Source organism: Staphylococcus muscae (genome assembly GCF_003019275.1).
GTDB classification, from domain to species: Bacteria; Bacillota; Bacilli; order Staphylococcales; family Staphylococcaceae; genus Staphylococcus; species Staphylococcus muscae.
Genome location: NZ_CP027848.1, coordinates 1,789,234 through 1,815,366, shown reverse-complemented (window position 1 = coordinate 1,815,366; position 26,133 = coordinate 1,789,234). Strand labels below are relative to the sequence as shown.

General features: G+C 37.0%; 31 protein-coding genes and 1 riboswitch. Of the genes, 8 read left to right on the top strand and 23 right to left on the bottom strand.

Annotation, left to right across the window (positions count from 1 at the left end):
• Nucleotides 1–59: 59 nt before the first annotated feature.
• Nucleotides 60–1,217, bottom strand: a complete 1,158-nt coding sequence (gene norA / locus C7J88_RS08950) for a multidrug efflux MFS transporter NorA (RefSeq protein WP_095115487.1) — start codon at nt 1,215–1,217, stop codon at nt 60–62.
• Between the two features lie 189 nt (nt 1,218–1,406).
• On the opposite strand from norA, the gene C7J88_RS08945 reads away from it, so the two are divergent.
• Nucleotides 1,407–2,117 carry a CPBP family intramembrane glutamic endopeptidase gene (locus tag C7J88_RS08945; RefSeq protein ID WP_095115485.1) on the top strand — a complete coding sequence of 237 codons (711 nt, stop codon included), beginning with the start codon at nt 1,407–1,409 and terminating at the stop codon, nt 2,115–2,117.
• Nucleotides 2,118–2,192: 75 nt separating this feature from the next.
• Here the strand turns inward: C7J88_RS08945 and mdh are convergent, their stop codons facing one another.
• The 4 genes from mdh to C7J88_RS08925 form a co-directional block, all read right to left on the bottom strand.
• On the bottom strand, nt 2,193–3,131 hold the full coding sequence (gene mdh, locus C7J88_RS08940; protein WP_095115483.1) for a malate dehydrogenase: 939 nt from the start codon (nt 3,129–3,131) through the stop codon (nt 2,193–2,195).
• 141 nt (nt 3,132–3,272) lie between these two features.
• Nucleotides 3,273–3,557: a hypothetical protein gene (locus C7J88_RS08935; protein ID WP_095115481.1), complete on the bottom strand. Its 285-nt coding sequence runs from the start codon at nt 3,555–3,557 to the stop codon at nt 3,273–3,275.
• A 38-nt stretch (nt 3,558–3,595) separates the two neighbouring features.
• Nucleotides 3,596–4,504 (bottom strand): aldo/keto reductase, encoded by a 909-nt coding sequence (locus C7J88_RS08930; RefSeq protein WP_095115478.1) that lies wholly within the window; start codon nt 4,502–4,504, stop codon nt 3,596–3,598.
• 78 nt (nt 4,505–4,582) lie between these two features.
• Nucleotides 4,583–5,506, bottom strand: coding sequence for a CobW family GTP-binding protein (locus C7J88_RS08925; RefSeq protein WP_095115476.1), 924 nt, complete (start codon nt 5,504–5,506; stop codon nt 4,583–4,585).
• A gap of 223 nt (nt 5,507–5,729) precedes the next feature.
• On the opposite strand from C7J88_RS08925, the gene C7J88_RS08920 reads away from it, so the two are divergent.
• The 5 genes from C7J88_RS08920 (at nt 5,730) to C7J88_RS08900 (ending at nt 9,352) form a co-directional block, all read left to right on the top strand.
• Nucleotides 5,730–6,179, top strand: a complete 450-nt coding sequence (locus C7J88_RS08920) for a MarR family winged helix-turn-helix transcriptional regulator (protein WP_095115474.1) — start codon at nt 5,730–5,732, stop codon at nt 6,177–6,179.
• A gap of 189 nt (nt 6,180–6,368) precedes the next feature.
• Nucleotides 6,369–7,220 (top strand): undecaprenyl-diphosphate phosphatase, encoded by an 852-nt coding sequence (locus C7J88_RS08915; protein ID WP_095115472.1) that lies wholly within the window; start codon nt 6,369–6,371, stop codon nt 7,218–7,220.
• A gap of 216 nt (nt 7,221–7,436) precedes the next feature.
• The gene (locus C7J88_RS08910) at nt 7,437–8,234 is read left to right on the top strand and encodes a hypothetical protein (RefSeq protein ID WP_188595407.1); all 798 of its coding nucleotides are present in this window, start codon (nt 7,437–7,439) and stop codon (nt 8,232–8,234) included.
• Nucleotides 8,234–8,701: a YaiI/YqxD family protein gene (locus C7J88_RS08905; protein ID WP_095115470.1), complete on the top strand. Its 468-nt coding sequence runs from the start codon at nt 8,234–8,236 to the stop codon at nt 8,699–8,701. The genes C7J88_RS08910 and C7J88_RS08905 overlap by 1 nt, the downstream gene beginning before the upstream one ends.
• Before the next feature lie 84 nt (nt 8,702–8,785).
• Entirely contained in the window at nt 8,786–9,352 is a 567-nt protein-coding gene (locus C7J88_RS08900; protein WP_095118106.1) for an LOG family protein, read from the top strand.
• A gap of 50 nt (nt 9,353–9,402) precedes the next feature.
• On the opposite strand, the gene C7J88_RS08895 is transcribed toward C7J88_RS08900, so the two are convergent.
• From C7J88_RS08895 to C7J88_RS08885, 3 genes are all read right to left on the bottom strand, one after another.
• Nucleotides 9,403–9,966, bottom strand: coding sequence for a GNAT family N-acetyltransferase (locus C7J88_RS08895; RefSeq protein ID WP_095115468.1), 564 nt, complete (start codon nt 9,964–9,966; stop codon nt 9,403–9,405).
• Nucleotides 9,967–10,086: 120 nt separating this feature from the next.
• Nucleotides 10,087–10,386 carry a hypothetical protein gene (locus C7J88_RS08890; protein ID WP_095115466.1) on the bottom strand — a complete coding sequence of 100 codons (300 nt, stop codon included), beginning with the start codon at nt 10,384–10,386 and terminating at the stop codon, nt 10,087–10,089.
• A gap of 91 nt (nt 10,387–10,477) precedes the next feature.
• Entirely contained in the window at nt 10,478–10,774 is a 297-nt protein-coding gene (locus tag C7J88_RS08885; protein WP_095115464.1) for an SA0632 family lipoprotein, read from the bottom strand.
• Nucleotides 10,775–10,953: 179 nt separating this feature from the next.
• Here C7J88_RS08885 and C7J88_RS08880 point away from each other — a divergent pair, with 179 nt between their 5' ends.
• The gene (locus C7J88_RS08880) at nt 10,954–11,637 is read left to right on the top strand and encodes a DUF1129 family protein (RefSeq protein WP_095115462.1); all 684 of its coding nucleotides are present in this window, start codon (nt 10,954–10,956) and stop codon (nt 11,635–11,637) included.
• 38 nt (nt 11,638–11,675) lie between these two features.
• On the opposite strand, the gene C7J88_RS08875 is transcribed toward C7J88_RS08880, so the two are convergent.
• From C7J88_RS08875 to C7J88_RS08825, 11 genes are all read right to left on the bottom strand, one after another.
• Complete coding sequence (locus tag C7J88_RS08875; protein ID WP_095115460.1) at nt 11,676–12,170, bottom strand: DUF456 domain-containing protein; 495 nt, start codon at nt 12,168–12,170, stop codon at nt 11,676–11,678.
• Nucleotides 12,171–12,192: 22 nt separating this feature from the next.
• Complete coding sequence (locus tag C7J88_RS08870; protein WP_095115458.1) at nt 12,193–13,398, bottom strand: sugar efflux transporter; 1,206 nt, start codon at nt 13,396–13,398, stop codon at nt 12,193–12,195.
• A 141-nt stretch (nt 13,399–13,539) separates the two neighbouring features.
• Entirely contained in the window at nt 13,540–14,427 is an 888-nt protein-coding gene (locus C7J88_RS08865; protein ID WP_095115456.1) for a LysR family transcriptional regulator, read from the bottom strand.
• Between the two features lie 97 nt (nt 14,428–14,524).
• Nucleotides 14,525–15,088, bottom strand: a complete 564-nt coding sequence (locus tag C7J88_RS08860) for a ribonuclease FAU-1 family protein (RefSeq protein ID WP_095115455.1) — start codon at nt 15,086–15,088, stop codon at nt 14,525–14,527.
• Nucleotides 15,089–15,266: 178 nt separating this feature from the next.
• On the bottom strand, nt 15,267–15,746 hold the full coding sequence (locus C7J88_RS08855) for a cupin domain-containing protein (protein ID WP_095115454.1): 480 nt from the start codon (nt 15,744–15,746) through the stop codon (nt 15,267–15,269).
• Between the two features lie 17 nt (nt 15,747–15,763).
• Nucleotides 15,764–16,477, bottom strand: coding sequence for a YebC/PmpR family DNA-binding transcriptional regulator (locus tag C7J88_RS08850; RefSeq protein ID WP_095115452.1), 714 nt, complete (start codon nt 16,475–16,477; stop codon nt 15,764–15,766).
• A gap of 76 nt (nt 16,478–16,553) precedes the next feature.
• Entirely contained in the window at nt 16,554–17,555 is a 1,002-nt protein-coding gene (locus C7J88_RS08845) for a ThiF family adenylyltransferase (protein WP_095115451.1), read from the bottom strand.
• Entirely contained in the window at nt 17,555–18,322 is a 768-nt protein-coding gene (locus tag C7J88_RS08840; RefSeq protein WP_095115449.1) for a thiazole synthase, read from the bottom strand. The genes C7J88_RS08845 and C7J88_RS08840 overlap by 1 nt, the downstream gene beginning before the upstream one ends.
• Nucleotide 18,323: 1 nt before the next feature.
• Nucleotides 18,324–18,527 (bottom strand): sulfur carrier protein ThiS, encoded by a 204-nt coding sequence (gene thiS / locus C7J88_RS08835; protein WP_371866979.1) that lies wholly within the window; start codon nt 18,525–18,527, stop codon nt 18,324–18,326.
• A 1-nt stretch (nt 18,528) separates the two neighbouring features.
• A complete protein-coding gene (locus tag C7J88_RS08830) occupies nt 18,529–19,119 on the bottom strand; it encodes a thiamine phosphate synthase (protein ID WP_095115447.1) in 591 nt (196 codons plus the stop codon).
• 87 nt (nt 19,120–19,206) lie between these two features.
• A riboswitch (TPP riboswitch) is annotated at nt 19,207–19,316 on the bottom strand.
• Nucleotides 19,317–19,378: 62 nt separating this feature from the next.
• Nucleotides 19,379–20,011 carry a Bax inhibitor-1/YccA family protein gene (locus tag C7J88_RS08825; RefSeq protein ID WP_095115446.1) on the bottom strand — a complete coding sequence of 211 codons (633 nt, stop codon included), beginning with the start codon at nt 20,009–20,011 and terminating at the stop codon, nt 19,379–19,381.
• Nucleotides 20,012–20,237: 226 nt separating this feature from the next.
• On the opposite strand from C7J88_RS08825, the gene C7J88_RS08820 reads away from it, so the two are divergent.
• Nucleotides 20,238–21,110, top strand: coding sequence for a CHAP domain-containing protein (locus tag C7J88_RS08820; RefSeq protein ID WP_095115445.1), 873 nt, complete (start codon nt 20,238–20,240; stop codon nt 21,108–21,110).
• 345 nt (nt 21,111–21,455) lie between these two features.
• On the opposite strand, the gene C7J88_RS08815 is transcribed toward C7J88_RS08820, so the two are convergent.
• The 4 genes from C7J88_RS08815 to C7J88_RS08800 all read right to left on the bottom strand — a co-directional run bounded on the left by C7J88_RS08815 (nt 21,456) and on the right by C7J88_RS08800 (nt 26,039).
• The gene (locus C7J88_RS08815; RefSeq protein ID WP_095115443.1) at nt 21,456–22,457 is read right to left on the bottom strand and encodes an inorganic phosphate transporter; all 1,002 of its coding nucleotides are present in this window, start codon (nt 22,455–22,457) and stop codon (nt 21,456–21,458) included.
• A 13-nt stretch (nt 22,458–22,470) separates the two neighbouring features.
• A complete protein-coding gene (locus tag C7J88_RS08810; protein ID WP_095115442.1) occupies nt 22,471–23,088 on the bottom strand; it encodes a DUF47 domain-containing protein in 618 nt (205 codons plus the stop codon).
• A gap of 292 nt (nt 23,089–23,380) precedes the next feature.
• Complete coding sequence (locus tag C7J88_RS08805) at nt 23,381–25,288, bottom strand: ABC transporter permease (protein WP_095115440.1); 1,908 nt, start codon at nt 25,286–25,288, stop codon at nt 23,381–23,383.
• Entirely contained in the window at nt 25,278–26,039 is a 762-nt protein-coding gene (locus tag C7J88_RS08800) for an ABC transporter ATP-binding protein (protein WP_095115438.1), read from the bottom strand. The genes C7J88_RS08805 and C7J88_RS08800 overlap by 11 nt, the downstream gene beginning before the upstream one ends.
• Nucleotides 26,040–26,133: the final 94 nt, after the last annotated feature.

The following is a 26,133-nucleotide window of genomic DNA, read 5'->3' as shown; positions in this document are numbered from 1 at the left end:
CAGAAAGCAATCGATTTCATTGCCTTCTCATCTCGTTTTAACATATCCTAGATACTTACTTATGAAATATAGCGTTTTCTAATAACTTTCTCAATCATAATGACAATGCATCCCATTAACATAAACAATATCGACATGAGTAAAGGATATTCAATATTTACATCATATAAACTCCCTGCAATCAGTGGCCCTATAAAGTTCCCCATACTCGTAAACGTTGAGTTTAAACCACCTGCAAACCCTTGTCGATTTCCTGCGATATTGGAAAAGTAATTCGTCAATGCTGGTCGAATCAAGTCGAAACCGATAAATACAATGAAACAAATGAGCATAACATGCCAATATGAATGTGCAAAAATTAATAAACCTAAAATGAATGCAGAATAAATGAGAGAATAAACGATGAGCGTGAGTTCATTTAAATAACGAATCATCTTATCGAATAAAAACACTTGGAAAATTGCACCGAAAATACCGCCACCTGTTATCGCAATTGAGATATCTGCTGGTTGAAAATCTATCTTATCTGCTGTGTAAAGTGGAAATAATGTCTCAAATGCGGACAAACCAAATGCAAGGATTAACGTTAAAATAGCCGGCGTAATGAATTGTTTAACCTGTATTTTTTCAAGTTCTGGTTTTTCAAAAGATGCAAATCCTTGAGTTGTTTCATGTTTTGGTGACTGAACAAAGATAACCGTCCCGAAAAAGGCCAAGACGCCAAGTGCCCCTGCAAAATAGAATGGCATACGATGTGAAATCTCTGCTAGAAAACCACCAGCTCCCGGTCCAAGAATGAAGCCCGCAGAAATGATTGCTGACATATAGCCGAAGTTTCTTGCCTTATCTTGCATCGGTGATAAATCAGCAATCAGTCCAGTTACACCAGGCATAATCATGCCCGCACTGAAACCACCAAGTACGCGAGAAACAAGTAGTAAAGAAAATGTATGACTTACCGCAAATAAAAATTCTGAAATACTGAATAAAATGAGCCCGATACAAATAATCAGTTTCTTGCCAAGCTTATCTGCCATTGCACCGCCAAACGGGGAAATAACCATCTGTGCAAGTGCAAATGCAGCAACCATCACACCAAGATCTGCCCCTGTTAAACCTAAATCTTTTAAATAGACGGGCAGTACAGGGATGACAAGACCAATCCCAAGAAACACTAAGAAAATATTCATGTATAAAATAATAAATTGTTTCTTCATATAAACCTCTCTCGTTATCAAAATTGTGCATTGAAACATTATATACTAACAAGAATATGTTATAAAGATGTTTGTTTGCTATTTTCAACTATAATATAATGCTTAATATAAGTAATAAATTTTAGAAATATATTTTCTGGGATTGTGATTGTAATGTCTTAATCCTAGCTAAACACTGGAGGTTGAGACATGTTTCATACATCATCAAAAGTCGCCTGGCGTGATCTAAGCGCATTTGTGATTTACATTTTAGGTCAAATCACTCTGCCTTTCATGATATTAACTGTATTTACACAATTAAATATTAGTATTCCTGAACCCATTATGTTAATGTTTGGTATCATATTGACTTCACTTATGGTCATTCTGTTTTTAATCGTATCACATCGTCAGCAATTTCGTTCCAAGCTTGCAATTCAGCTCAAAAATTTACGTCAGCATTTCAAATTAATTGTATTTACCTATGTTGGATATCTACTGTCTAATGCTATTTTTATGACCATCATGACACAATTCCCCACTCAATGGCAGTTTAAAGATACAGGCAATCAAAATAGCTTGATGATCTTTTTCGAACAACCTATATGGCTACCTTTTGTGTTTCTCGGTATCGTCATACTTACTCCGATGACAGAAGAACTGTTATTTCGACACGTTTTAATTGGAGAACTCGGCAAGAAGTTCGGTGTCGGCTTTATGAGTATTCTATCCGTTGTATCTTTTGCGCTATTACATATGCAAACTGCACATTCTCCACTCGAAATCATTCCTTACCTTTTACTCGGCGCAATGTTCACCATCACTTATGTGAAAAGTAACGGAAACATCGTTGTTGCAATGGTAACCCATATGATGAATAATGGTATTGCATTCATTGCCATTTTACAACAGATGACTTAAATAAAACATATGAAGAAGGCTAGCAGTAAATACTCACTTACTGCTAGCCTTCTTCGTTATCCACGACTCATATTGTTACTTTTGACGTAATGTCCTTTTTACCTTTTCAACAGATGCTGCAGATTGTGCGAGTTCTGCACGTTCTTCTTCATTCAATGATAGTTCAACAATACGTTCTACACCATTTGCTCCTAGAATCGTTGGTACACCAATGTACAAGTCATCCAACTCAAACTGACCTGTACAATAGGCAATAGCTGGAATTAAGCGCTTCTTATCAAATAATATTGCTTCAATCATCTCGTAAATAGCTGCTGATGGTGCGTAGTATGCTGAACCATCACCGAGAAGTTTTACAATTTCTGCACCACCATTACGCGTACGCTCAACAATCGCATCAATATCTTCTTGTGGCATCAACTCTGTCAACGGGACACCATTCACTTGACTATGACGCACAAGCGGAACCATCGTGTCACCATGTCCACCGAGTACGAGACCTGTAACGTCTTTGACTGCAACATCTAACGCTTCAGCAATGAACGTACTGAATCGTGCTGTATCTAAAACACCTGATTGTCCGATAACACGTTCACTAGGGAAGCCTGACGCTTTATATACTGTATACGTCATCGCATCAACTGGATTTGTTAAAACAATAATCGTACAGTTAGGCGAATAACGGACAATTTTCTCTGTCACTTCTACCATAATTTCTTCATTCGTTTGAACAAGATCATCTCGACTCATCCCTGGACGTCGTGGTACACCGGCTGTAATCACAACAATATCCGAATCTTTTGTATCGGCATAATCAACAGTGGATGAGACTTTCGTGTCAAATCCAAGAATCGGTCCACTCTGTAAAATATCCAGCGCCTTCCCCTTCATTGGTTGCTCGTTCTTCTCACGGTCAACAATTAGCACATCAGCAATTCCCTGTGTTGCAATAATAAATGCCAAAGTTGCTCCTGTATGGCCAGAGCCGATAATCGATACTTTTTTACGTTTCATATGATGATTCCCCCTTACTTATCATTCAAATTTATTATAACATTGTCATCTATGATATTTAACTTAAATTTGTAAGCGCTTACTCTAAAATCAAAAAAATGCACATAGGTGATAAACGCATCACCTACATGCATGTATATCTTAGCTCAAACCTTTAAATAGCGTATTTATAAAGAAACCAAAAGCACCCGCTATGCAAATCGTTAAAAATAACAAATAGAGTGTTTCTTTGCCATATTTAAATAAAAATGCTGCGAATGTCGCCATTACGTTATAAACCATGAACACTCCGAATACTGTTACCAGCCAAATCGGTCTAGGATCAAACGTAAGAATAAGTGCAACAATCGAACCGAACAATACGTACGGTAATGCAACAACATACAGTCTAAACTGATTACGCTGTTTGTATTCTTTTTCAGTCATAGTCACTGCCCCATTTCATTCCCTTAATCTGTCGTCTCTTATGGTATATCATATCCTTGAGCTGCTGTATAGATGTCAAACCATTCTTGATCATGGAGTGTTACATCTAATCCTGCAATCGCTGCATCCACACGATCTAAACGATGTGTACCTAATATCGGCATAATCGTTGCAGGATGTCTTGTTAACCATGCTACAACAATTGCTTCTACTGATGTATCATGTGCTTTCGCAATACGTTGCAATACAGGTAACACTCGCTGTGCCGTCTCATCGTCTTTATCAAACAAACGCCCTCCAGCAAATGGGCCCCACGCCATAATTTTGACTTTATCTTTATACATATCATCTAATGTCCCATCATGGAATGATTGCAACATATACGGAGATACTTCCACTTGATTGACCGCAATATGGAAACGATCGTCTTTAAGACAGTCATTCAACAACTCATATTGCGAACGTCTAAAGTTAGAAACACCAAACGCACGTATTTTCCCTTCATCCACTAATGATTTAAGTGCATCTGTAATTTGACATGGTTTCATCAACGGAGATGGGCGATGAATCAGTAGCGTATCTATATAATCCACTTGTAATTGTTGCAATGATCTCTCTACCGAACGCTTAATATGTGTCTCGCTCAAGTCATAGCGATGTGCCGTTTGATCTGGATAAATATCATTCGGCTGTACAATTCCACATTTCGTTACTAACTGAATTTGATCACGCAGTTCAGGTGATAAAGCCAACGCCTCACCAAACATCTTTTCAACCGTATACTTTCCATAAATATCTGCATGATCCATTGTCGTGATACCACGTTCAACAAGTTCATGTAGAAAACGGTTCATCTCTTGTGTGGACATCTGCCATTTATCTGCACGATAAAAGCCTTGTATTAAGTTAGAATATGAAACATGTTGATTAATTTTAATTTTTTTCATTTGTTTCACCTCAAGAATAATGATTGTTTAATTAAATTGTAACGAATGTCTGCTTATAATGCATGCGCTGGCTAGACGTTAACCAAATTGTAACAGTTCTAACTTATTTTTCAGCGCAGGCTTATCTAGTTTTTCACCGATGATAACAACGGTAGTCGGCAAGCGAACTTCCCCGACACTCTCTAAAGACGGCAAGCCACTTGAATATTGTAATAGAAACGTTTCATTCGGTACATCACGAAATTGGATATATCCCTTCATTCTCAAAATGGTATCAGGTATGTTTAAAATAAACTGAATCAACTGTTCTCGTGAAACAGGGTGAGTGAAGCGATAACTTATTACTTCATAATGTGCGTGTGGATGTGTCGATGATTCATGTTGTACTGGTGATGAAAGTGTCCGCTCTTTGACAGTTTCTTGAACCGTACCATTGAGTGCAATATCAATTTGACTATGTGGCGCAATTTGAGCTACTTGTTCTATCACTTGTGCACGCTGTGCATCCAATTCCAGTAGGTCTACCTTACTCAATACTAAGCGTTGACTAGCTCGAATCTGATCGTGCATCAGTGTCTCTGTCGCTTCCGTTGTGTGTTGATGATTCAACAAACGTACACTATCTACTACTGTAATAACTGTTGGTGGTTCATATAAATGTGCAATCATTGGATCTTGACATGCAGATAACATCTCTATTGGATTGGCTATACCTGTTGCTTCTATCACTACATGTGAGGCACCTTGTTTAGAAAGTTGATGTAACTGCGCAACAAGATCATCTTGTAAATCACAACAAATACACCCTTGTAGCATTGAAACTGATAGTGCTGTTTTATCTAGAATATGGCTATCGACGTCAAAATTGCCAAATTCGTTTACGATGAGTGCTACTCGATTATTTTCTTCTAATATTTTATTCATATACTGATTTAAGAAAGTAGTCTTCCCGCTACCAAGAAAACCACTGACAATCGTAATATTTGAATTTTTATTGTCCACAAATATCCCTCGCTTAAAAATTTTTATAAATCTGTTATAATATGTATGTTGTTTTAGAGTTTTAACTTGCAAATAGTTGCACTATCTTCTAAAATGACCGGATACTATCATCTTACAATAGTATCAAACTTAGCACTACTGTTTCATGAAAACTCACTAATACGGGCAAAACACAATTTAACAAATGAGAGAAAACGGATAAATTATCTGGAGGAGAATACTGATGTCTAACTATCTCAACTTGAAAGGTCAAGTGTGCTTTAACCTTTATAATGCACAACGACAAGTAAATCGATATTACTCGAATATGATTTTTAAAGAACACGGTATCACATACCCACAATATTTAGTACTTGAAATATTATGGCAAGAATCACCTGTAAACGTAAAGAAGATCGTGACAGACCTTGCCCTTGATACTGGTACAGTGTCCCCATTGCTTAAACGCATGGAAAACATGGATTTAATTAAACGTGAGCGTTCTGAAGTAGATCAACGAGAAGTTTTCGTTCATCTCACAGATAAGAGTAGTGCGATGGAATCACAACTCTGTGATGCTGCTACATTTGTAGCGAAAGCATCTTCATTAACACTTGATGAAATCCAAGAATTAAACATTTTGCTCGAAAAAGTGATTAATGGCTTTAGTGAAGCAAACAAAAACGAACACTAACGCCATCTAGCAAAAAAATTAGGCATCACCTAGCTTTATATATATTATATGATGCGCCCATTTAAACAAAAGGTTTAAATGGGCGCATATTTCATACTTTGGTCTGAATGATTTAGGCTCAACAGATACGTCACATTATGGTATGCTATGATGTGCAAAGAAATTAAATAGAATGAAGAGGAATTTTTTATGCTATTTTTTGAACTGATTAAAGCACTAATACTTGGAATTGTAGAAGGACTCACAGAGTTTGCCCCTGTTTCTTCAACAGGTCATATGATTTTAGTAGACGATATGTGGTTAAAATCAACCGAATTTTTAGGGTCTGAATCAGCCTTTACATTCAAAATCGTCATCCAACTCGGTTCTGTTTTTGCGGCAGCTTGGATCTTCCGCCATAAATACTTGGAAATGTTTCACATTGGGAAATACGCACCGACACACCAAGCAGGTCTTCGTTCAAAGCCAAAACGCTTAAAATTAACACACATTCTTGTCGGGATGATTCCTGCCGGCGTTCTTGGTTTGTTATTTGATGACTTAATCGAAAAGTATCTATTCAGTTTACCAACAGTACTTATTGGACTGTTTTTAGGTGCTGTTTATATGATTATTGCAGATAGATACAGTCGCAATGTGCGCAACACGGTATCTGTTGATGAGATTTCATACTTTCAAGCATTTGTAATTGGTCTCTCACAAGCCGTTGCAATGTGGCCAGGTTTTTCACGCTCTGGTTCTACAATCTCGACAGGGGTACTCATGAAATTAGATCATAAATCTGCATCTGATTTCACATTTATTATGGCCGTACCTGTTATGTTAGCAGCAAGCACATTATCAATTGTGAAACATTATGATTATATTGACTTATCACATATTCCATTCTATATCATCGGCTTTTTAGCAGCATTTGTCGTTGGTTTTATTTCAATCAAGCTCTTCTTGAAATTAATTCAAAATGTGAAGTTAATACCATTTGCCATTTACCGTATCGTACTTGTTGTAGTCATCGCAGTCGTTTACTACGTAATCTTATAATGAGTGAAATAATATTTTGACATCGGCGTCATTCATAGACGTCGGTGTTTTTTTATTGCTAGTATTCCACAAAATCAAAAAGCAATTTTATTCATTATTCAAATTCTGCTCGAATGCTAAACGCTTCTTCCATATCTTCTTAATGGGTATGTGTGTTTATTTTATGGTACATTGGGTATAAAGTATTTATCAATTAATCAAATGGAGGCAACGAATATGAATAAAACTATCAAAATGATCATCACTGTACTTCCTGTCTTCTTAGTACCACTCATATTAGAACGTAAAAAATTCAAAGAACATCCAGACGTTCAAAAATTAGCAGAGTCATCAAAAACGGCAGCAGTTAAAACAGGACATGCTGCAGTACACGTAAAAGAGGGTGTTGTTGATCGTACACACAAAGTAAAATCTCATGTCAAAGCCAAAAAAGCAAAACATGATTATAAAAAAGCTGTGAAACAAGCTGAAGCGGCTGAACGTGCGATGCGCCCCGAAAATGTTCATGCACGTGGTGAAGAACTTGCCAAAGAAAATAGCAAGGACATTCAAAAACTAGATAAAAAACTTCAAAAAGTGATGGATAAGCGTCATAAAGCTGAAGAAAAAGCACAAGCGCACCGTCAAAAACAAATGAAGAAAGACTTACAACGTATGCAAAAATACTCGAAGCAAGTGGGCTTTGAACCAACCACAGTTGAGCCAGAAGTAGAAGCGCATGGTGACAAAATTGCCAAGAAAAATAAGAAAAAGGTTGGAAAGTTAGATAAAAAGCTTCAAAAAAACATTCAAAAACGTCACCAAGCTGAAGAGAAAGTACGTGAAAAACGCCAAAAGGCATTAAAAAAACAATTAAAACAAACACAAAAAGAAGATAAGAAGAAGCAACAAACACAATCAAACTTGCATTCAACACAACAACCACAACGCATTAAGACTTTGTCAGAACGTCATCAAGCAAATGAAACAACTTATAGAAGTGATCATGTACACAATCAAACACCTGATTTATAATGCAAATCACACGTATACTCGTTGATGGAGATGCCTGCCCTGTGATTGACACAATTGTTCAATTATCAGAACGTGCAGGTGTCTCTGTTTTCATATTTCGCAGTTACGATCACTTTTCATATCAAGTGTATCCACCACACGTCCAAGTGAAATATATGGATGGTGGACGTGATGCTGTTGACTTTGCACTTTTACGTGAAGTTAGCTCAACTGACATTGTTGTGACACAAGATTATGGTTTAGCAAGTTTAGCTCTAAATAAAGCAGCTTATCTTTTACATCATACAGGCTATCAATATACTGCTGAACACATGGATGAACTTCTAGCACAGCGCTATCATCATCAACAGCTACGACAACAAACAAAGCGTCATCATAAGGGACCAAAACCTTTTACTCAAGCACAACATCAAGCATTTAAACAAAATTTAATGCATATTCTCCGACAATCACATTCATTTAAATAAATGAAGCTTTTCCAATACGGATTGTTCAACCAAAGGAAAAGACGTATACTACAATTAACAACTAAAGGAGATGTTAGGATGACAATTAAAAGAATTGCCGTATATTGTGGGGCGAGTAAAGGAAATCAACCTGAATATGTTGAATCCGCTTATGAACTTGGCAAATATTTTGCAGAACACGATATCGAACTCGTATTTGGTGCGGGTTCTATTGGCATTATGGGGGCCATCCAAGATGGTGTTTTAGATCATGGCGGCACAGCGATTGGTGTAATGCCGAAAATGCTGGATGAACGAGAGATTACGAGCCAACGATTATCTAAACTCATACTCGTTGATTCTATGCACGAACGCAAACAAAAAATGGCGGAATTAGCAGATGCTTTTGTGATGGCTCCGGGTGGTGCAGGATCTCTTGAAGAGTTTTTCGAAGTATACTGTTGGGCGCAAATTGGGCTTCATCAAAAACCTATTGGTGTTTACAATATTAAACAGTTTTACAATCCACTACATCAATTAATTACACATATGATTCAAGAAGGTTTTATCGATGCTAAATACGAAAATCTTGCACGATTATATGAGACGCCTGAAGCACTATTAACTGGATTAAATGAAGCAAAACCTATTTCAACACGTACTTATAACTAACTCAATATACACGAAAAGACCGGGTACCCTGAACGTGGGTGCTCGGTCTTTTAAGTGGACGCGTCGTTCTTACGTGTTAAGTCAATATGATAGCGTACTTGCCGTTTGAGTGGATGATCTAAGCCAAATTGTCGAAATTCAAACTTGTCATAACGATACATGCCTATTTTTTCCATTACACGGATAGAGGCATGGTTTTGTTCTGCTGCAATGGCATATAGTTCTTGTATCCCTTGATCTTTTGCATAGTTTAACACCGCTCTCGCTGCTTCTGTCGCAATGCCATTATTCCATACGTCAGGCACAAGTCGCCAACCAATTTCATAAAAAGGTAAATTACGAAATGGATAATTCTGCTTATCAGATAAGTAGTTCAGCCCTACCATACCAATCCATTCTTTAGTCGCTTTTAATTCTACGGCAAACAGACCAATATGATGTGTATCTAAAAACGTACGAATCACATCAAATAATTGCTCCGTTCTTTGATAGCTTAAGATACTCGGGAAAAACTGACGAGCTTGACGATGTGCATTCAATTGTTGTAACGGTACTAAATCTGAGGATTCCCAACTACGCAATCGTAACCTTGCTGTTTCTATATAGACTGTCATCCTCAGTCCCCCCTTTCTCTATGATTAAAACTAACGTATTTCCAATAAAACTTAACACCAAATCAAAATAAATAAAACGTTCTAGAGCATAGCTTTAGAACGCCTTTAATCACATGTATTTTATGCTCTTGAAATATAACTCAATAATTGAATCTTAACTGGAACTTCTTTTATACGTTCTTTATTGTAATCTTTTACGATTGTAAATACAGCATCAATGAAGTCATTGCGATGTTTCAATCGATAAGTTGCTCTGTACGTTTCCCAATCATGAGAAAAGTTGGGCTTTAATGCGATGATACGATCTAATTCCCCTGTCGAATCATACAGTTCATAACCCGTAATGTTTTCAAGTTCTCTCCCCAATGTTACAAGTGACATTTCACGTCCTTCTAAAAGTGCAAACTCTTTTTCATACATTGTCGCTTTCCTCTTTTCTTTACATTCGTTTTATATGTATTTTTTCAATACCCTACTGATAAAGCACTTAAACGCTCTACATCTCTCATTATTATGAGTCTTCTTTATTTGAGTCACCTGTCGATGTATCTTTTTCATTTTCAGTCTCATCTGCTTTGTCATCTTTTGTTTTGCGATCACTCATTGACTGATTGATTTTCTCTTCTGCTTCTTTTATCTTATCATCTAACTTTTCACTTTGATTTTTAAGCTTTTTATTTTCTTCTTTTAATATTTTTTGTTCTTTTTCTAATGACTGGATTTCATCTTGTAACTTTGCTTTTTCACTGTTACCACATCCTGTCAAAATGAATGTTACTGCAAGTATGATGACGCCTAATTTTTTCATTCTCGTCTCTCTCCAATTTTGAATCGCTACGTTTCTATTTTAGCATGTATCAGTGTTCTACGCATGTATTACACAATATTTCACAACTGTTAAAATATCGAACGTTAATTGATTTATAATCGTAAAGTCGTCATAATAGAGCATAGTAAAATACACAATGACTATCGAGGAGGTGCGACATGAAAACAACGAATGAACTGATGAAAGAAAATAACGTAAAGGCATTGCGCTTGAATAATACAGATCGTCAAATCTTTGAAAGCTATATGACTTATGTCCGTGCTGATATGCGAGTCAATGCTTATGACTCTGAAAAAGTGTTACAACAAATTCTAGCGCACCTACTCAAAGCTGAAAATAAAGGTATGCATGCGATGGATTTCTTCAATCATGATCCTAAACACCATGCAAATGAAACCATCAAAGCATTACCCAATCATACATTTATAAATATTTGTCACTATATCTATCAACATATTGTCTTTTTACTCGGCTTATTTTGTTTCTTGAAAGGATTTCTCGGTTTCTTCATTAATGATCCACGTATCTTTATCTATACATTTCCATTAACACTCATCAGTGGCTTATTTGTTAGCTTTTTGTTCATTTGGTCTTGTTTTAAAATGATACAACTTCAAGCCTTTCATTATTCAAGACTCGCATGGCTTATAGGCTATCTCGTACTGATTGGTCTATTTATATTAATGTTTGAAATCTTCTTCTTCCCACAACAGCTCTTACAATTTGGACCTTATATTCACGTTAGCAATTGGGCATTTGTTTTGATTTCTTTTGTTATTTTGCCTATCGGTCTATATCTCAATGGCAAACAACAGACCAATCATCGTGCATCGTGGCGTTAAAAAGGGATAGCTGACCCCAGCTATCCCTTTCGTATATTTTATATAACTAATGCATCCATAAAGAACCACCCGATCATGACTATCATAATGAATGCTTGTACAACAGAACTTGTAAAAATAGCAGCAATCGTTCCGATACTTGCACGCATAGCCGTTTGTACATGAACACCTTGTAATAATTCCACCACTAAGACAGCAATAAATGGAACGATAAGAATGCCAAATGGCGGAAAGACAAAAGCACCGATGATGACTGAAATGATTGCTGTACGCTCTGCAGTTTTTGAACCACCGAAGCGATTCACAAAATAGCGACTGAGTAGCAAATCTGAGATGAAGATGAACAACGTCCAAACAATCGCTGATCCCCAAAACCACCATGATAAGCTATCACTATTGATTCCCCAATGATAGATGAAAAAACCAACCCACAGTAAGAGTACGCCTGGAATAATGGGTTTAATCAAGCTGATAAATCCGAGTGCAAAAGCGGATAAAATCAATAACCATAACGCAACTTGTAATGTATCCATTTGTCTCTCTCCTTTCAGTCATCTACGCAGTTGTACGTGATGTTACTTCTTTTTTCGTAAACAAGATTAATATAAATCCACATGCAAGAGAGAAGGCTGAAACATAAAAGACATTGCCTAAACCAACCCAATTACTCATTGCGCCACCGAGTAAATTACCGAGCAGCTGACCAATGACCATTGCATTCGCAAAGAGTGTTGAAGCATAACCCGGGAAATGTGGCAAAATATCTTGGAAGTAACTAATTCCAATACCTAATAGTACCGCTAAAAATGCTGCTAATAATACTTGTCCAACGAGCATCATGTATACACTTTCAAAGATACCGACACTAGCGAAGAATGCACTCCCACAAACTGCTGCAACCGCAAGCAATGTTCTCGTTGATACACGGCTTGCAACAATTCCTAAAATAATCATAAATGGTACTTCTAATCCTGCACATAAACTCGCCAAATGCCCAACATACTTTTCATCTTCATGTAAATAGTTTGTTACATATAATGGCATGTTCAACGTATACATCCATTGACCAATATGTAATAAAATAAATGCCAAGAACGGCACAATCAAATAAGTATGCGTTAACATAGAAGGCGCATTTTGTTCTGTATGCACTTGATTACTCACTGGTTTGGCTGCTTTAATATCCTTAAAGAAGAAGAGTTGCAAGACTAATGTTGTTAAGATAATTGCAACTGTCCCACCAAATAAACCATTATATCCCATTGATTGATTCAAAATATTCCCTACTAATGGACCAAATAAGAAACCAAATGAGAACATAGAACGTAATACAGAGTTGGCAAAGATAGCACGACTACTTGATGTCGACTGATTAATAGACTCACGTGCTGAAGCATACAACTGAGGCATTGCAGGTGCAAAGAGACCTTGAAAAATGGCGTACAAAACAATGAACAAAATAATATTGTCCACAAAAAATGGGAGTGAAAAGCTGATGGCTCCCATTAAAAGGGCGACAACAATAATGGCTTTTCGATTAATCGCACGGGTATCTGAAAAACGAGCAACAATCGTATTCATTGTAAATTGACTGATTGCTGCTAGCGCAAGTAAAAGACCGAATTGATTCGTTGTCATACCCAGTTGGTTCGTCGCAAATAATACAAAAAATGGAACAGTGACCGCAATCCCCATACCAATCAACATCATATTTACAACAAATAATTTATAATTCTTTATCGTTAATAGTTCACGAAACATAATTTTCTCCTTTTCTAATACATCTGACGCAATAAAATAAGTGCGTTTAGGCATTTCTCAAAATTCACATGAACAATCTGGACTGCTCATCATATGTGTTTGCCTTAACACGCACCTATTATCATACTGGATGTCATATGTTTATACATCAACTGTATGAGATAATACATTTGCTTCTTTAATATATGTCTTCAATACACTGATAAATGCACTGACTTGAGGGAGTTGCATCATACTCATGTCATAACTCAAATAAGTTGCTCGTACAAGAGGACGCTCCTCAATATCGACTTTAATCTTCGTGAATTGTGCATCATCCAAATCTTTTGTCATAATTTCCGGTAAGATTGTCACACCGACACCACTTAATAATAGTGCTTTACACGTTGCCACTTGATCAACTTTGATTCGTGCATGATAATCTTGTGACATATGTTGATAATACCAAGACTTAATCTGGTTAATGTATACTGGGTCTGCTTGAAACTCTATAAATGGTAATTTATGTAATTCTGTCGTTTTGCTCGTTGGATATATAAAGTAATGTTGATCGTCCATCAAATGATCATTATGTTTATTTAACAATTGATTCCCACGAACAATCATAATGTGGTAATCATTATACTGCTGTTTGATTTCATCACTTGATCCCACATGAAGCTTCACTTCGACATTCGGATATTCTGATGTATATTGACTTAATACTTCTGGCAACAACGTTTGTCCGACAAGCGACGAACAACCGATAGACAAATTCCCGTTAATTGCACCGATATGTGCCTTAATCTTATCTTTGAATAGATGTTCTTGATTGAGCATTTCTTTGGCATGTGCAATCACCATTGCACCTTCAGTTGTCGTAATGAGTTGTTTTTTTGTGCGAATAAAAATTTCAACACCAAAATAACGCTCAATTGATTTTAAGCGTTGTGTCACAGCAGGTTGTGAGATATAGAGTTGCTCAGCTGCCTTACGCAACGTTCTTGTTTCATCCAATGTGATGAGCAAACGATAATCATCCATCTTCATCACGGTTCCTCCTCTACAAGTTCGCATTGTGTGATGATTTAATTCAATGAAGGAACACAGTTCGTCCCTTCTGATCGTACATCTTATTTACTAACAGTCAATATCTGCCTGAGCGTTCATGTTTCAGGTGTTTATGACGGATTTTATTGAAACAGTACATTGCTTTTTCGTGTATACTATCAAAATCTTCATCAATTTGAATCATGAGCTGGTGTGCAATAATATATGCTTCATGATATTGTTTACGTGTAATCTTCTTCGCACGTAATGCACGCTCTAAGTCATCTTGGTCGACCAGTTCATATCGACCATCGGGGAGCACGAGAACATCTAAATACAGATCAACTGTGCGCACCTTGCCTTTTTGCGTAATATTTTTCAAATTTATGTCAAAATAATATTGTAACGGTTGCCCTTCTTCATTGAACATTACCGTCAAACTGTAACGTTTTTTATCCGGCACAATTTGTAGCCATTGGTATTGTTCATCGGCGACAACCATCTTCTTACCTACAACTGTTACTTCTAATGGCTCTCTCACTTTGTTAATCGTAATTAAACCAATAATCCCCTTAAATTTGTTATTATTCACTTTCACTTCTATATAATCACGGTCTAAGAGGCGACGCCAGTGACGTTTATCGATATATTTTACTTTCACAGCAACCCTCCTCCTTTCGTTTATTATATAAAATTAATAGTTCTCTGTCACTCGTTCGAGCATACACACATTTGTAGATAAAGCACGGCCGAACTTGTAAACAGTTAAAAAACGGCTCAAAGAGACACCCTATTCCTACCGATCAATACAATAGGAAAGGGTGTGCTTACATCATCTATTATTCAATTGATTGTTTCGCATATCGACGAATCACCGCTTCATGTTCAGGGTATTTTTGTAACAATTCTTGTTGTGTATATAACTTGAACGTATCGAATTGAAAGGCTGGTTGAACCATACAACCTACCACCGCAAAAGCATGTGGCGTTTCAATCGACGAAGCGAATATTGTATTTTTCGGTACAACATATTGCAACACATCGCCTTGATCTACACTCGGTCCGACTCTTACTGTTTCGTACGTATGGTCAGAATGAATCATATGTAGCGTCAAAGTTGCGCCTGCATGATAGTACCAAATTTCATCTGCATCTATTTGATGGAAATGAGAGATGTTCGTATCTTCTAATAAAAAGTATATACTCGAATAATTAGGGCGACCATCCATAGCATCTGAACTGAGTATTGTTTGGCGGTAATAACCACCTTCAGGATGTGGCGTTAATGCTAAATGCTGAATCCAATCTTTGGCATGCATACACTGTCCTCCACACATTATAATGACACGTTATGGAAAACGTGTTGTACATCTTCAAGATCTTCCAACACATCGATAAGCTTTTCAAAAGTTACCAAATCATCACCTGACAATTCAACTTCTGATTGTGGTAGCATTTCTAATTCTGCCACTTCAAAATCTTGAACACCTAAGTCACGCAATGCTTGTTGTACAGATGCGAATTGATCCGGCTCTGCATAGACAATTGTGAGCCCACCTTCTTCAATCACATCACGCACATCGATATCTTGCTCCATCAACTGTTCTAATACAGTATCTGCATCGTAACCTTCGAATGCAAACGTTGCAGTGTGATCGAACATATATGCAACTGAGCCAGAAACACCCATGTTGCCTCCGTTTTTACCAAATGCTGCACGCACATCTGATGCTGTACGGTTTACGTTATTTGTTAAGGCATCAACAATTAACATTGAGCCACTTGGGCCAAAGCCTTCATAACGCAATGAATCAAAGTTTTCATCACCGCCACCTTTGGCTTTGTCAATCGCTCTATCAATGATATGGTTCGGTACAGAATATGTTTTTGCACGCTCTAAAACAAGCTTCAACGCTTGGTTAGATTCCGGATCTGGTTCACCAGACTTCGCCGCTACATAGATTTCCTTACCGAATTTCGCATAGATACGGCTCGTGTTTTTATCCTTTTGTGCTTTTTTCTCCTTAATGTTATTCCATTTACGTCCCATTCTTCCATCTCGCTTTCAATTGCTTTTTAGATTACCCTTTATTATACATGGTATTTTTATCTGAAAGCAACATGTGTCAATCATCATGCGCAATGAACAATTGCTTGCGCACATTTTCAGCTTCTTCCACACTGCTTGCACCGTAGATTAACAACCGTCCATCTTGATATAACGTCATATCGTAGTTATCTTTCATCAATCGTTTAACATATTGATTAGCAATACCAACTGTGATGTTTGGACAAATTGTTGCATCAAAAACTTCACATGGCAATCGTAACTGAAACACACCACCACATAGTTCACGTACGTGATCAACTGCATCATGTGATAAGCGTCGATATTGCCCTTGTCCACAAACGAAACACTCAGATTCTTTCAATGCAGTAACATCAACAGTTCTCATATTTAGTGTGTGTATATCTATCGTTGTCATCTTGCTTGTAAAATGACCGTGCATCAGATAACGAAACACTTCTGCAACAATCAGGCTACACGCCATATGAACAGCAGGTGGTAACACACCGTTGATTTCACAGCGTTCCATCGTTTCCGGCACTTCCGGTAAAATACAATGCAAACAAGGACCATCACCGTGAATTGGTAAAACACTGAGTTGACTTCCTACGACTGCACCGTAAATATACGGAATCTGTAACTTCTGTGTTGCTTCATTCAACAAGTAACGCATTTCAAATGTATCCATACCATCTAAAACAACATCTGGTTTGAACTGTTCAAGAATGTTTATAATATTTCTCGCTGTCACTTCTTCATTATGTGTCATTATTTCTACATCGGGATTAATGGCAATGAGATGACGTTGTAAAGCAACCACTTTAGGTAACATGGACTCAGCATCAGTTGTCACATAACAACTTTGACGATGTAGATTAGACATTGTCACAATATCTTTGTCAACAAGTGTGATATGTCCCACACCACTTCGTACGAGTTGTTCTGCAACACCACTTCCTAATGCGCCAACACCCATGACAATTACGCGAAGATTCCGCAGTTTTTGTTGCCCTTGTTGACCAAAATGTGCATATTTTATCTGTCTATCATAGCGTTGCATTACAAAAAGCCTAGTCCTTCTGATGGACTGGATTGCACGGCATTATATTTGATTGGAATACGTCCCGCTTCATAACTTAAACGCCCTGCTTCAATCCCCTTCTTCATCGCTTCAGCCATTTTGACAGGATCTTTTGCACGTGAAACAGCAGAGTTCAGCAAAATTGCATCTGCTCCGAGTTCCATTGCTTCGGCACAATCTTTCGCTGATCCGATACCTGCATCAACAATCACTGGCACCTTACTTTTTTCTATAATATAACGTAAATTAAGTGGGTTACTGATGCCTCTACCTGTGCCAATAGGTGATGCAAGCGGCATAATCGCATGAACACCGAGTGCTTCTAAACGCTGTGCTAAAACGACATCATCTGAAATATAAGGACAGACTATATATCCTTTTTCCAATAAAATTTCACATGCTTTGTACGTGTCGAAAGGATCTGGCAACAACGTATCATCATCGCCGATCACCTCTACTTTAATCATATCGCACACACCTGCTTCATTTGCCAATTCAGCAATACGGACCGCTTCTTCTGCCGTTTTAGCACCTGCTGTATTTGGAAAAGTGATAAACTGCTCTAAATCGACATTCGCAAGTGGATTAGGTAAGTCACGATCGTATAAATGCATACGTCGTACAGCAAACGTTAATACTTCTGTTTCAGATGCTGCAATCGCCTCACTTTGAACTTGCTCATTATCAAACTTTCCTGTTCCTAAAAATAATCTTGAGTGAAATGTTAAATCTCCAATATTAAACATATTATCCGCCTCCAACAAATTCTAATAATTCTAATCGATCATCAGGGCGTACATAGGTAGATGCCCATTCTGAACGCTTCACAACTGTTTCATTATGTTCAACTGCCATTCGTTTTGCTTCAATGCCAAAATGATCTAAAACATCTTGAATCGTTGTACCTGACTGGAATTGCTGTCGTTCACCGTTTACTTGTATCTCAATCATGTCATCTCTCCTTATTCATTTTCCATTTCTGTACCATCTCATCAAACACCTGTATAGGTATGTTAAACGCACTGCGAATACATGCCATACCAATGAATTTAGGATTAACCTGCGTGACAGTATGCTGATCAATACCTCCAATCGCAATAAGGGGGAATTGCTCTGATAACGCTGCACACACTTCCGCATTTGTACGCGGTGGTTTCCCTTGTTTTGACGCTGATGGAAAGACATGTCCAAACAGACCGAAATCTAATTGATGTTCACGTGCTTTGATAATTGATTCAACATGATGAACAGACATGCTCACACTATATGAAGGGTGCGTCTCTTTTAAGTGAAATGCCTGTTTATCACCTTCTTTGAAATGCAAACGTTGAATCCCCATACGCTTTGCCAATGTAATGTCTGTATGTATGATGACCTTTGACTTAGGAAACTCATCTTGCAACAGCGCATGGAGCCATTCAATTAGAGACAATTGTGTCATCGGCGTTCGCAAGAGTACACCATCAATTTGTGGCTCTATCATATTCAGACGTTGAATATGTTGATCAGTTAGCAATTCATAAGGTGTCACTGCAATAATCATGTAATGCCTCCCTTTTCAAACACCACTTAAGATAAAAATAAAAAGCTACTCTTCTACATACAGCAGAAAAGTAGCTTCACATTTTATACGTAAGCAAAACCACTTTCCTACGCCAGTACTAACTGGATCAGGTTCAGGAATTTTGAAATACGTTTCAATCTCAGCCAACGATTTTTATGGCACTTCCAGTGGATGTTTCATTATTTATTTTTTCTCTAATATCATCATATTAAAAATGACTCGTTGAATCAAATCTTTATTATCTTTTTACCTTTTGGGCTAAGTTTAATGCGTGACGAATGATGCGGAATAAGTTTAGAAATAGGTTAAACCCCATCTCTCTTGGCGAAAAGGCACCACGCTTCAATCGATTAAAGTCATATAACGTGTAAAGTAGAAACAGACCAAGACCAACAACTGAAATGACTGTATAAAGCATAGGAATATGAACAAACCATCCGACAATACTCATACAAATAAGTGCGATAAGTGTCACAAATAAATACTTCCCCATACTTGATGCATCACGAATCACAAAAAAACCGACAACGCCAAAAACGACAAAACCGATGATTGCTAATAAGACAATCATTAAAAAGGTTTGTGCACCTAAACTTGCAAATGAATACATAAATGTTGCATAAGATAATAAACCTGCAACAATCGTATAAACATGTGAAATAATTGGGCCACTAAAACGTGCACGTTGAATGACCATTGTAATAAGAACGAGTACCGCTAACCCCATTGACATCGGTTGACGCCATTCAGCTGGTAAATATTGACCAAAATATACTGAAATACCAAATATTAACCAATAATACATAAAGAATAACCATACTTGTCCATATCGTTTATAGTCCGATGACTGTTGTTCTGTATTTGAACTCATAAAAATCTCCTTTATATTTCATCTTTCTCAATGATTGTAACATTTACTTTAACATACGTATGTCACATCTCACAGTACTTTACCCCATATCACATTGAGTACAACATGTTAAATTCATTACAGATTCGTAACATTCCACAAATTTAAAATAATCTTTGATATTATGTAAAAGATAACATTTCGAATCAATCAACGATAACGTTTTGATACATAAGGAGGCAACACTTTGAAAAAATTCGCATTCGCACTGACAGTGACTTCTGGCGCTGCCGCAGTGCTTACTCATCAAGATGCACAAGCATCAACACAACACGCCGTACAATCAGGTGACTCTTTATGGACAGTTGCCGCACAATATGGCACAACAGTAGATGCCATTAAACAAGCAAATGGTCTTTCTAACAACATGATTTTCCCTGGTCAAACTTTGACAATTGGTGGTAGCACGACCAATGAAACAGCACAATCTAATGCTCAGACACAAAATACAACATCATACAATGTAACAACTGCTCAAACTTCAGGTAACGGTCACAAAGTAGTTGCGGGTGAATCATTAGATATTATCGCAGCACAATATGGTGTTACTGTTCAAGACTTAATGAACGCCAATGGGATGAGCGGTTATCTTATCCATCCAAATCAAACTTTACAAATTCCAAGTCAATCTGGTGCAGCATCAACATCAAATGTTAATACAGCTGCTGCTGGTGGTAATGGGGTTCAAACAGTACAAACAAGTACACAGGCACAAACACCATCTGTGAACCAAAGTAATCTTTATACTTGGGGACAATGTACATGGCATGTATTTAATCGTCGTTCTGAAACAGGTCAACCGATTAGTACATACTGGTGGAACGCTAGCAATTGGGCAGGTGCCGCTTCTGCTGACGGATACACTGTCAACAACGCACCACAAGCAGGCGCTATTATGCAATCAACAGAAGGTCCTATGGGTCATGTTGCATATGTTGAACGTGTTAATCCAGACGGTAGTATTTTAGTATCAGAGATGAACTACAACACATCACCGGGACAAGTAGGCTATCGTACAATTCCAGGTTCATTGACAAGTAACTACAATTTTATTCATTAATAACATCGGTGAGTGGGACTAGAAGTGAAAAAAGTTTTTAAATACACAGTTTCACTTCAGACACCTACTGCCAATATGCTGATTTCTATATTCAAAAGGAACGGGCTGAGCACTATGTCTCAGCCCGTTTTTTATTGGATGTTTTAAAACGTATCAGCCTGTTTCTAATTAGGAGAAAGACTATGCAAATCAAAGAGAATCGTCTTGCTAAACCTTTACCGAAGCACATAGTGTATTAGAAACGCTATTAACTCGTGTTAAAGTCATATTTGACAAAGGTAATAAAATTTACATCCAAAACAAAAAGGATTGAGTACACACTTTATGTGTCTCAACCCTTTAGTTTTAGAAGAATAGATTTAAAATAATATAAATTAACGCTGCAAGTAGAGCAGATATCGGTAATGTAATAAACCATGTCACAATCATACGTTTTGCAGTATTCCAATGTACACCTTTAATACGGTTAGCAGAACCTACCCCAAGGATAGATGATGATACCACGTGTGTTGTAGAAAGTGGAAAATGCAATGACGATGCAACAAATATCGTTAAAGCAGATGATAAGTCAGCTGCTGCACCATTTGCTGGACGAATTTTCATAATATTACCACCGACTGTTTTGATGATCTTCCAACCACCGACTGCTGTACCAAGACCCATTGCTGCTGCACAGGATACTTTTACCCATAATGCAGGTTCAACACTTGTTTGCATGCCTGCAACGATTAACGCCATCGTAATGATACCCATTGATTTCTGCGCATCATTTGTTCCGTGTGAGAATGATTGCAATGCTGCTGTAAAAATTTGGAAAATACGGAAGTTACGATTCGTACGTGCAAGATTGGCATTTTTAAAGATAATTTTTACGATTGAGTACATCGTAAAACCGACAGCAAACGCAATTAAAGGTGACAAGATTAATACAAGGACAATTTTAGTAAAACCTTGTAAATGCAAGACACTAATTGAGCCAGCCGATGCAATAGCCGCACCTGCAATCGCACCAATTAAAGCATGTGATGATGAACTCGGAATACCGTAGTACCAAGTGACTAAGTTCCATATAATCGCTGCTAAAATAGCTGCAAGTACAACAACCAATCCATTATCAAGATGGAATGGATTGACGATTTCTTTCGTAATTGTTGATGCAACACCTGTGAAAGTCAACGCACCGATAAAGTTCATAATCGCCGCTAAAAAGATAGCGTGTCGTGGTGACAAGGCACGTGTTGAAACAGCAGTGGCAACCGCATTCGCTGTGTCATGAAATCCATTGATAAAGTCAAAAACCAACGAGAATATAACGATAGCTATCGTTACAAATATCAAATACTCCATAAGTGAGGACTCCTTAGCTATTTTTCATGATAATTGTTTCAAAGTTGTTTGCGACTGTTTGACAACGGTCAGCAATATTCTCTAAGCTCTCATAGATATCTTTGATTTTGATCAAAGTAATCGGATCCGTCTCACTATTGAAGATATGTTTAATTGATTGACGTAAAATACCATCACAGTTTGTTTCATATTCTTTAATATTTATCGAGTGCACTCGCATGTGTGATAATTTCTTTTCAGTTAATAATCCAATGGCTAACTTCATCTCACCAATGGCTTTTTGAATATTTTCTACAAATTCTAACATGTATTCATCTGAATATTCGATAGAGTACATTTCAAACATGGCAGACGTTTCTTCCATCGCATCTAACACATCATCAATCGCATTACATAATGCCATGATATCCTCACGTTCGATTGGTGTAATAAATGTTTGGTTCAAGTCTGTAATTACTTGGTGCATCAAATCATCACCGTGCGATTCATACGTCTTAATATTTTCAGCATAAGTTCTTAAGTCAAGATGCGTCTTAAAGTCCATCTTTCCGAACTCTACCGCCGCTCGATCTAAGTTGAAGATCATATCTTCTAATCGCTCCATGAACTTATCCTTTTTTTTCTTAATCATGTTAAATCCTCCGTTCAGCGATTGGTGCAATCACTTTTAAGAGAGTTAATTCAACTTTAATAATACAATTCTTAAAAATGATATTAACGCTTAAGACATGATTGTCGCCAAATTGCCGTTTATTTATTCAAATGACGAAATGTCATTTGTATTCATTCAGATTTTTTACCTATATTTGAAAATATCACATATTAAAGCGAGCGACAATCGAATTTACAAAACCTTAACATTTTATTTACTTATATAACATGTCATAAGGCCAGGATAGCACATCATATCCCAGCCTTATTATTTAAATTGTAAATTTAATCGTTCTTTTAGCATGAATAAATGCGATAATCGCAAATACCGCATAGATTGCAGAATAAATAACCATCATAATAAATGCAGGTACCAAATTCGGACTGTCCGCCAAAACATTAAAAGCTTTAGTAGCAAAATATGCATGACATAAACCGATAATCAGTGGTAGACCAAAGTTAAAAAGTATTTTTAGTGCTAGACCTTTCGTCATATCTTGATGTGTATAGCCGATTTTACGCAATATTTGATAATTGTGCATTTCATCATCCGTCTCATCCATTTGCTTGATATAAATGATACAGCCTGCTGCTATAAGGAAAACAATACCAAGGAAACTACTCACAAAAATAAACATACCTGTAAATGCTAATGACTCTTTCTCAATAGCAGAGCGTGGTGTTGGATTTGTCTTATTGAACTGTCCATTCAATTCATTCGCCAAATGCTTATCCTTATCTTGTTTTAATTCAAAGCCTATTTGCATACGTTTTGGCATTTTTTTGTTATTTGCATTAGCAGGCTCAAGTTGTTTAAATGTCTCTTCATTCACTACAGCAACAGCTGAACCAAATAACAACTCATTAGCAATATAGTTTTGACTCGTCATCTTACTTACTTTTAACGTCTGTTGATGGTCTCCTTTACCTAAGACGACTTGATTCCCTTCTTCAACTTTTACAGCCTTTTGTGTAATTGAAAACATATTAACAAATTGTACTTCTCCTGGCGCAACATCAATTTCTTCTAATTCTGAATCACGCATAAGAGGTGTCACATCAAAGTATTCACCTAATTTATGTCCTTTCCCTTTAATAGGCATTTCAATAAGGTGTTGTGTATATTTCTTGTATGGAATGTTTTTCTCTTTCAAAGCATCTTCAAATTTCTCCGCTGAATTTGTATCAAAATATGTGTATTCATAAGGTGAAGTTAGATTTACATTTTTTTGCACACTCGATTGACCTAATGCCGCAAAAGATAAAACAGTAATCGTAATTGCTGAAATAATCCCAATAAGTGTTAACGAAAATGCATTTTTCTTCATACGATGCATAATAGATGATGTGAACACGACATCTGTCACTGTCACATTTCCTTTTTTGAGTTTCTTCAATGTTTTAAAGACAAGTGACACGAAACTTCTAAAGAAAAAGTAAGCCCCTATCACCGTTAAGAATAAAATACCCAGTGCCACAAAAAAGATCGCACCAATTAAGTATTCCGTTTCAAACATCACTGTTGATAAATAATAACCGTATCCAATCATCCCAATGCCAAGCATACCGAAAATGACTTCCCACAATGTGATGCGGAGTGTCGTCGCTTCTGATTTTTGTACATCACTCATTAACTGTACGATAGAACGACGTCTAATAAAGGTGAAGCTTTGAACCATAATTAACATCCATGCACTTATCACAAGCACTAATGTTACAACAACCGCTTCTGATTGAATCCCCATTTTAATATTGATGGGTATGTGCATAAATTTTTTAACAACAAGTTGTAGTAAACGAGAACCGAAAATACCGATGATGATACTGACAAAGGTTGTTGAGACAAAAATAGCGAGTTGCTCAATACCTAACATACGCATGAGGTCTTTACGAGAAAGGCCAATCAATTGGAATAGGGCAAAACTTTTTGCACGCTTTTTAATAAAAAGACGATTGGCGTACATTAAAAAGAAAAGAATAATGATAAATAGGAACTTTTCACCAATACTTGCCGCTTTCGCTAACATCGCTGTCCCATCTGATGCCGTCACTTCATCTGTATATTTCAACGTTACAAAACTAAAATACATACTAATACTTATGATTAAAGAGAGAAGGTATATGGCATAATGTCTAAGATTTTGTGCTAAATTTTTAAAAATGATTTGATTAAAGCTCATAAGTGACACCACCTAATACACTTTGATTGTGAATAATTTCTTGATAAAAGTGTGCGGTTGTCTTATCTCCTTGAAAGAGTTCCGTGTGGATTCGACCGTCCTTTAACATAATGACACGATCTGAATAACTTGCTGCAACAGGATCATGCGTGACCATCACAATCGTTGTTCCCATATCATGATTGATTTGTTCAAGACGAACTAACAAGTCTTGTGCACTCTTTGAATCAAGTGCTCCCGTCGGCTCATCAGCAAAGATAATTGCTGGTTTTCCGATAAGTGCACGGGCAGCAGCCGTTCTTTGTTTTTGTCCACCTGAGATTTCATTCGGATATTTATCGCTAATCTCTTGAATACCTAATGCTGCTGTTACTTCTTCATAACGTTGTTCTTTTTCTGCATGACTCAGTTTCATGATCGAGAGTGGTAACATAATATTCTCTCGGACTGTCAGTGTATGTAAGACATTATAATCTTGAAAAATAAATCCTACTTCTTGTTTCCGAAAGTTTGATAATTGTTTATTCGACATACGTGTAATATCTTGATTGTTCACTTCAATTTGGCCATTTGTCACATAATCAATAGAACTCAAAACATTCAGCAATGTCGTTTTACCCGAACCTGATGGCCCCATAATCGATACAAAACCGCCACGTTTCACTTCAAAATTAATATCTTTCAATACTTCAAATTTTTGATGATGATTTCCATATACTTTCGTCACATGTTTGGCATTTAGGATAGACATGTGGCATCACTTCCCTTTCGTGTTTGATACATTTATCATACCGGTTTCTATCGCTTATTACGTTTGAATCATATAACAAAACGCACGGCTCATG